Annotated in this window: 6 protein-coding genes; 4 read left to right on the forward strand and 2 right to left on the reverse strand. The window is 64.3% G+C overall.

Annotation, left to right across the window (positions count from 1 at the left end):
* Nucleotides 1-16: 16 nt before the first annotated feature.
* Nucleotides 17-1,567 carry a UxaA family hydrolase gene (locus AVKW3434_RS06420; RefSeq protein WP_284405181.1) on the forward strand — a complete coding sequence of 517 codons (1,551 nt, stop codon included), beginning with the start codon at nucleotides 17-19 and terminating at the stop codon, nucleotides 1,565-1,567.
* A 38-nt stretch (nucleotides 1,568-1,605) separates the two neighbouring features.
* Nucleotides 1,606-2,556: a sugar kinase gene (locus AVKW3434_RS06425; RefSeq protein ID WP_284405182.1), complete on the forward strand. Its 951-nt coding sequence runs from the start codon at nucleotides 1,606-1,608 to the stop codon at nucleotides 2,554-2,556.
* Between the two features lie 199 nt (nucleotides 2,557-2,755).
* Here the strand turns inward: AVKW3434_RS06425 and AVKW3434_RS06430 are convergent, their stop codons facing one another.
* Nucleotides 2,756-3,526, reverse strand: coding sequence for an SDR family NAD(P)-dependent oxidoreductase (locus AVKW3434_RS06430; protein ID WP_284405183.1), 771 nt, complete (start codon nucleotides 3,524-3,526; stop codon nucleotides 2,756-2,758).
* A 145-nt stretch (nucleotides 3,527-3,671) separates the two neighbouring features.
* Nucleotides 3,672-4,469, reverse strand: coding sequence for a 2-oxo-tetronate isomerase (otnI, locus tag AVKW3434_RS06435; RefSeq protein ID WP_284405184.1), 798 nt, complete (start codon nucleotides 4,467-4,469; stop codon nucleotides 3,672-3,674).
* A 422-nt stretch (nucleotides 4,470-4,891) separates the two neighbouring features.
* Here otnI and AVKW3434_RS06440 point away from each other — a divergent pair, with 422 nt between their 5' ends.
* Nucleotides 4,892-6,364, forward strand: coding sequence for a class I SAM-dependent methyltransferase (locus AVKW3434_RS06440; protein WP_284405185.1), 1,473 nt, complete (start codon nucleotides 4,892-4,894; stop codon nucleotides 6,362-6,364).
* A 510-nt stretch (nucleotides 6,365-6,874) separates the two neighbouring features.
* The coding region (locus tag AVKW3434_RS06445) for a contractile injection system protein, VgrG/Pvc8 family (RefSeq protein WP_284405186.1) at nucleotides 6,875-7,295 on the forward strand (421 nt) is incomplete at its 3' end.

The raw sequence follows: 7,295 nt of genomic DNA on the forward strand, positions 1-7,295 counted from the left end.
CCGCGCAGCCCCGACGATGAATACCGACCTGCAGTCCACCCCGCCCCTGGCCCTTCAGCTGGGCGCTGCCGACAACGTGGCCGTGGCGCGCCAGGCGCTGGAGGCCGGCACGCGCCTGGCCATCGGCGGGCACACCGTGCAGGTCCGCGAGCCCATCGCCTCGGGCCACAAGGTGGCGCTCGTGTCCATCCCGCGCGGCGCGGCCGTGCTCAAGTACGGCCAGGGCATCGGCATCGCCACGGCCGACATCGCGGCCGGCGACCACGTGCACGTGCACAACGTGGGCATGGCGGCATCCAGCCACGGCCACAGCGCGGGCGCGGGCTACCGGCCCACGCCCGCGTCGGGCGCGTTGCAAGAAACGCTGACCTTCGACGGCTTCGTGCGCGCCGACGGCCGCGTGGCCACGCGCAACTACCTGGGCGTGATCGCCAGCGTGAACTGCTCGGCCACCGTGTGCCGCCACATCGCCGACGCCTTCAGGGGCGAGGCGCTGGCCGCGTACCCGCAGGTGGACGGCGTGGTCGCCATCACCCACGGCAGCGGCTGCGGCATGGGGGGCAATGGCGAGGGGCTGGAACTGCTGCAGCGCACGCTGCGCGGCTACGCCAACCACCCCAACTTCGCCGGCGTGCTGGTCATCGGCCTGGGCTGCGAGGTCAACCAGATCGCGCCGCTGGTGGAGACGCTGACGGCGCGCGCGCCCGGCCTGTTCGCCACACTCACCATCCAGGACGAGGGCGGTACGCGCGAGACCATCGCACACGGCAAGGCCATCCTCGGTGACATGCTCGTCCAGGCCAACGCAGCGCGGCGCGAGCCGGTGCCGCTGCGGCACCTGGCGGTGGGCCTGCAGTGCGGCGGATCGGACGGCTACTCGGGCATCAGCGCCAACCCGGCGCTGGGCGCGGCGGTGGACCTGCTGGTGCGCCACGGCGGCACGGCCATCCTGTCGGAGACGCCCGAGATCTACGGCGCCGAGCACCTGCTCACGCACCGCGCCGCCACGCCCGAGGTCGCGGCCAAGCTGCTGGATCGCCTGGCCTGGTGGGAGCGCTACGCAGCGCTGCACGGCGGCGACCTGAACAACAACCCCTCGCCCGGCAACAAGGCCGGCGGCATTACCACCATCCTGGAGAAGTCGCTGGGCGCGGTCGCCAAGGCTGGCTCCTCCGGGCTGATGGACGTGGTGGGCTACGCCGAGCCCGTGCGCACGCAGGGCCTGGTGTTCATGGACACGCCCGGCTACGACCCCGTGTCCGCCACCGGCCAGGTGGCCGGCGGCGCCAACCTGATCTGCTTCACCACCGGCCGGGGCTCGACCTACGGCTGCAAGCCCACGCCCTCGCTCAAGCTGGCCACCAACACGCCCATGTTCCAGCGCATGGTGCTCGACATGGACTTCGACTGCGGTGGCATCGTGGAGGGGCGCCAGAGCATCGCCGAGGCCGGCGAAGCGCTGTTTCGCCTCATGATCGCCACGGCCTCGGGGCAGCGCAGCAAGAGCGAGGACAACGGCCTGGGCGACAACGAATTCCTGCCCTGGCAGCTCGGGGCCGTGATGTGACGAAAAACCGATAACTCTGTGGATGGACGACGCCCCCGATGCAACCCGACTCCCTTGCGCTCGACGTTCTGACCGTGGGCGAGCCCATGGCGCTTTTCATGGCCACCGCGCCGGGCGAGTTGCATGCCGTGGCCGACTACCGCCGCGCGGCGGCCGGTGCCGAGCTGAACGTGGCCACCGGCCTGGCGCGGCTGGGCCTGCGCACCGGCTACATCACGCGGCTGGGCGCGGATTCGTTCGGCCGCTTCCTGCAGGGCGAGATGGAGCGCGAGGGCATCGACCGCCGCCACGTCGCCACCGATGCGGCGCACCCCACGGGCTTCATGCTCAAGACCCGCGCCGAGGACGGCAGCGACCCGCAGATCGAATATTTCCGAAAGGGCTCGGCCGCGAGCCACCTGGGACTGGCCGATGCGCCGCAAGGCGCGTTCCCGGCCCGCCACCTGCACCTGACCGGCATCACGCCGGCGCTGTCGCCCAGCACGCGCGAACTGGCCTTTCACCTCGCGCGGCAGGCGCGCGCGGCGGGCGCCACGATTTCGTTCGACCCCAACCTGCGGCCCCGGCTGTGGCCCTCACCCGAGGCCATGGCCGAATGCATCAACGCCCTGGCGGCGCTGTGCGACACCGTGCTGCCGGGCCTGGGCGAAGGCCGCACCCTCACGGGGCGCGATACCGCCGAGGGCGTGGCCGACTTCTATCTCGCCCAGGGCGCGCGGCAGGTGGTCGTGAAGCTCGGGCCGGAAGGCGCCTTCTACGCCCAGCAGGGCGGTGCGCGGGGCACAGCGCCCGGGCGCCCGGTGGCCCGCGTGGTGGACACGGTCGGCGCTGGCGACGGCTTCGCAGTGGGCGTGGTCAGCGGGCTGCTCGAAGGGCTGGACCTGGCCCGCGCCGCGGCGCGCGGCAACGCCATCGGCGCGCGGGTGGTGCAGTTTCCGGGCGACTCGGACGGGCTGCCCACGCGGCAGGAACTGGGCGACGGGGTCTGACGACACCCCTTGCGCACAGCAGAGCATCCCGGCGCGAGGAAGGTGAAGAAGATCAAAAGCGGTTGCTATCAAAAATATAGCTATACGCCCTAGTACTTATTGCGGCGGAGGCCTTTTCAACGCACGACCTGTATGCGCCTTGCGCCGGACCGGCCTGGCGCCAGTCCATTCACTCCATTGAACGGGCGCCGCCGCCCCTTCACTGCTCCGTGTAGTGGTAGGTCAGCCCGCCATCCACCGAATGCGTGCCGCCGGTGATGTAGCCCGCGTCCTCGCTCGCCAGGAATGCCACCAGCCCCGCCACGTCCTCCGGCACTCCCAGCCGGCCCATCGGAATCTGCGCTTGCAGGGCCTTGAGCTTGGCGGGGTCGTTCAGCAGCTTTTCGTTGATGGGCGTGGCGATCGCGCCGGGCGCCACGTTGTTGATGCGGATCGACAGCGGCGCCAGTTCGCTGGCCAGGTTGCGTGCCAGCATGCGCAAGGCGCCCTTGCTCGCGCAGTACGAGGCGAAGTGCGGGAACGCGATCTCTTCGTGCACCGAGCTGATGTTCACCACGGCGCCGCCGCGCTGCAGCGCGCGGCGGTGGCGCACGAAGGCCTGGGTGGCGAAGAACAGGCCCTTCACGTTCGTGTCCATCACCAGGTCGTAGTCTTCTTCGGTCACGTCCCAGAAATCGGCATGGCGCTCCACGCCAGCGTTGTTGACCAGGATGTCCAGGCCGCCCAGCGCCTCGACCGCGCGCTCGACCAGTTGGGCGGCCGCGCTGGCGGTGCCGATGTCGGCCGGCACGTAGACCGCGCGGCGGCCCAGCGCCTGGATCTGCTCGATGAGTTCGCGCGGGCCGCCATCGGGCTTGCGGCCGTTGAGCACGACGTCGGCGCCCTCGCGGGCGAAGCGCAACGCGATCGCGGCGCCGATGCCCTGGGTGCTGCCGGTGACGAGGGCGGTTTTCTGGGAAAGACGTGGCATCGGGGAATGATCGGTAGAGAGTGAAGGAAAGGCCGGCCGGCGGGCGCCGGGCGATGTGCCATTTCATCCCCGTTGGCCGGCCTGCCGTGTCAGCCAATAGCGCGAGGGGGCCCTGGCCTGGGGATGGGCACGCGCCGCCGACCCCTTACAAGAAGGGCCGCAGCCAGCCGAGTCCCGCGCTGGTGCCCCCGGGTGCCGCGCCGCGCGCGGGCCGGTATTCGCAACCGATCCAGCCCGGGTAGCCGAGTTCGTCCAGCAACTGGAACAGGTAGGGGTAGTGGACCTCGCCCACATCCGGCTCGTGCCGCTCGGGCACACCCGCGATCTGGATGTGGCCCACCCGGCCCGTGGGCACGTACTGGCGGATCTGGGTGGCCAGGTCGCCTTCGACGATCTGGCAGTGGTACAGGTCCATCTGCACCTGGACGTTCGGCGCGCCGATCTCGGCCAGCAGCGCATGGGCCTCGTCCTGGCGATTCAAAAAGTAGCCGGGCATGTCCCGTCCGTTGATGGGTTCGATGAGGATCTGCAGACCGTGCGGCGCGGCCATCGCGGCCGCCACGCGCAAGTTGGCCACATAGGTGGCGCGCACCTCGCCCCGCGTGCGGCCGGCCGGCAGCAGCCCCGCCATCACGTGGATGCGCGGCGACTGCAGCGCTTGCGCGTAATCGATCGCCTGCACCATGCCGGCGCGAAACTCCGCCTCCCGCCCCGGCAGGCAGGCCGTGCCGCGCTCGCCCGCGTCCCATTGGCCCGGTGGCGCATTGAACAGCACCTGTTCGAGGCCATGGGCCTGTAGGCGCGCCGCCAGTTCGGCGGGCGGGTGGGCGTAGGGAAAGAGAAATTCCACCCCACGAAAGCCGTCGCGTGAAGCAGCGGCGAAACGGTCGAGGAAATCGAACTCCGGGTAGAGCAGGGACAGGTTGGCGGCAAAGCGGGGCATGCGAGTCGGCTTTCGGGAGCAGGCGATGGCTGCGATTTTCTGGCGCTGAGGCGACCGCTGCGAGGGGGCTCGTCGAGAGATTTGAGAGCGCCGCTCACACGTCGTCGTCACGTGCTGACTGGATTGCCATTTCTTTGAAATGATTTAACGAAACGTTGATCGGGTGTCGGACACGGCAAGGGCATGGAATGAATACTCCGATGTGTTTTGTGGCCTGGATCCGCAATGCAATGCCCTCGACGTCATTCATTACACACGGGTACGTGCCCATCCACAGGGCGCCGACGACCCGGTACCAACCGAGCACATCAGCGGACACATCGGCGACTTCGCAAAAAGCGACAGAGCTTCGCATTCCTGGACTGGGACAGCGTCGTCCCTGTCGATTATGCGCACTCCTTTTTTAAATGAAATTGAGAATCATGAAGATTGACGCCCATCGCGGACTACTCAAATGCGTCTTGCCTCCGAAGGACAAGGACTCCCAGCCAGATCTGCAGCGCACGCAACATGGGGGCTGTTCGAAAGCGGGGAAAGTGCTATCGACGGCCGCACGTGCCATTGGCCTTCCAACCATCCGAAGCGGGGCCTCCAGCAAAAGTTCGAAGATCGCGGCGCCTCGAAATGCAGATATCCAGCAGTTGACAACTGCGAGTCAGGCCAATAAAGAGCGTGTGGAGGAAACCGTCAGAAAAATCAGGTTGATTCACGCAAAGATGAAGCCTCGGCTCGATGCGCACAAAGAGCATGTGAAGAATGATCAAAATCGCACGCAAGCGTACATAGCCAACGGGCTCGAACCTTGCGATGAAGTCAATGAATGTCTGAATTCACTGGTGACGACATGCAACGAGGATTATTCTGCCGAACAGTCCCGGGCCATACAAAAAAATCTGAACGACATCGCCTCAGATCTGCAAGAAATTTCCAATCTTTCAGAAGGGGAGATGGAAAGAATTGCTTTGGACTACATTTTCACTGTTTTTAAAAATACAAGCATTCCTGTGCTGCATGCCGGTTTGAATAATAAAGACGATAAAACCGCACATTTGAAAAAGATCGTGTTCGATGTTCCGAGCAGCAAAAAGATTGCCGGCGTGCAGGAAAGCCATCAGTTCTCTTTTCCATACCTCGATAATTACGACAAGATGGCGGAGAATGAGCTGCGCTTGTTGACGAAAGACAGTTCAATTCCTGATCTGAAGGGCAAGACCATTTCATTCGTCGGTGCCGGTTTTCCGCTTTCCGCCATGATGTACCATATTCATTCGGGCGCCAAAATCCAGTTGGTTGATATTGATCAAGGTGCTTGCGAAAGGGCCGAGGCTTTTTTGGATATCTGCGCCGAAGCCAATATCATTGATCGCAGTGATTTCTCTGTCGCGCAGGGTGACGCCAGTAAAATCAGATATGTTCGAAAATCGACGGACGATGTTGGAGTGCAAGCTGCCGAAGACAGGGCAGGTGCCTCGTCGGACAATGCAGAGGTATCGGAATTGCAGAGCGATATCCTTATATTCGCCGCCGCACTGCCCAGCGAAGTCAAGGCAGCCGCCTTGAACAATATTTCTTCCCGGGGTCTGGATGTGATCAATCGATGCACCTCCGAAACAAATAATCTACTTTATCCGTCCACCAAATTGTCTGCCTTGCAGAAAAGGTATGGACTGGAAGGTGGTTCTCGTGTTTTTTCGGTGGAAAAGGTCATGTATCCAGAATACGCCTATAGAAACAAGATTTCTATCAACGCGGCGGGTGTTCCAGTCAATAAAAATGGAGTGCCAGTGATTGAAACCAATAAAATCAACCAAAATACCGCCCAGAAAATTGGCGTTGCCGTCAATCCCGCATCGAAGGGGAGCCTCTCGAAAAGGCTTGGCAATTCCTTGTCCTGACAGCGCTTCCGTGTCCAGCCCGTCTGCTTGAAGAAAGGCTGTCGGACCGAATCCATGCCACTGGGCGAAGTCCAGCGCACCGAGACGGCGCTGGCGCTGTAGCGGGTGGTGGCTTGGAGCATCAATCGGCCGATGCGCCTAGGGCGGTCAATGCCGTATCGGGCCGCGGCCCCGCTGTTTGAGAAGGACGAGCAGCAAGCGACGGCGCAAGTGCGCCACCAGAAGAAGACCCGAAGGAGGCGCCGCAGTCGAACGTGCGGTGGTGCGGCTGGTCGGCTCCACAGGGCGGCTTCCTGGACCACCAGGGCAATATTGGGCTTGGCGCCAAGACGGTGGCTTGGCATGCCGGCCGCATTGCATGCAGGGGATGCGGTGTGTTCTGATGCCTCTTTGAGATGCGTGTCGTGCAATGCCCTTGAGCTGGCCTTGTTTAATCGATGGATTGTCATTATTGGTGGCTATGATCGCGGCCTCTAATCACAGCGATTACGCCGATAGGGGCCTGCTCACATGACACGCCGCGTCACGATCCAAACGCCATTGGGAGAACAGCTGCAGTTTCGCCGCCTGCAGGGCAAGGAATCCTTGAGCGAGCTGTTTGCGTTGGATGTGGATCTGCTGAGCGAGAGCAAATCCCTCGACCCCAAGGCGTTGCTGGGCAAGCACGCCACGGTGGAGGTGGAGACCGAAGGCGGCGGCCGGCGCTACCTGGACGGCATCGTCACCCGGTTCGGCCTGCAAGGCGAAGACCACCGGTATTACTCCTACCGGCTGCGCCTGCAGCCCTGGCTGTGGCTGGCCACACGCAAGAGCGACTTCAAGATATTCCAGAACAAGACCGTTCCCGACATCATCGAAGAGGTGCTCGGCAAATACGGCCACCCCCTGCAAAAGCGGCTCACGCGGGCCTATCGCAGCTGGGACTACTGCG

This window comes from Acidovorax sp. SUPP3434, assembly GCF_030159015.1.
GTDB lineage: Bacteria > Pseudomonadota > Gammaproteobacteria > Burkholderiales > Burkholderiaceae_C > Paracidovorax.

Coding starts and splice junctions, on each gene's coding strand:
- AVKW3434_RS06440 (WP_284405185.1), top strand. CDS start 4,892: ATGAAGATTGACGCCCATCGCGGACTACTCAAATGCGTCTTGCCTCCG.
- AVKW3434_RS06420 (WP_284405181.1), top strand. CDS start 17: ATGAATACCGACCTGCAGTCCACCCCGCCCCTGGCCCTTCAGCTGGGC.
- AVKW3434_RS06425 (WP_284405182.1), top strand. CDS start 1,606: ATGCAACCCGACTCCCTTGCGCTCGACGTTCTGACCGTGGGCGAGCCC.
- AVKW3434_RS06430 (WP_284405183.1), bottom strand. CDS start 3,526: ATGCCACGTCTTTCCCAGAAAACCGCCCTCGTCACCGGCAGCACCCAG.
- otnI (WP_284405184.1), bottom strand. CDS start 4,469: ATGCCCCGCTTTGCCGCCAACCTGTCCCTGCTCTACCCGGAGTTCGAT.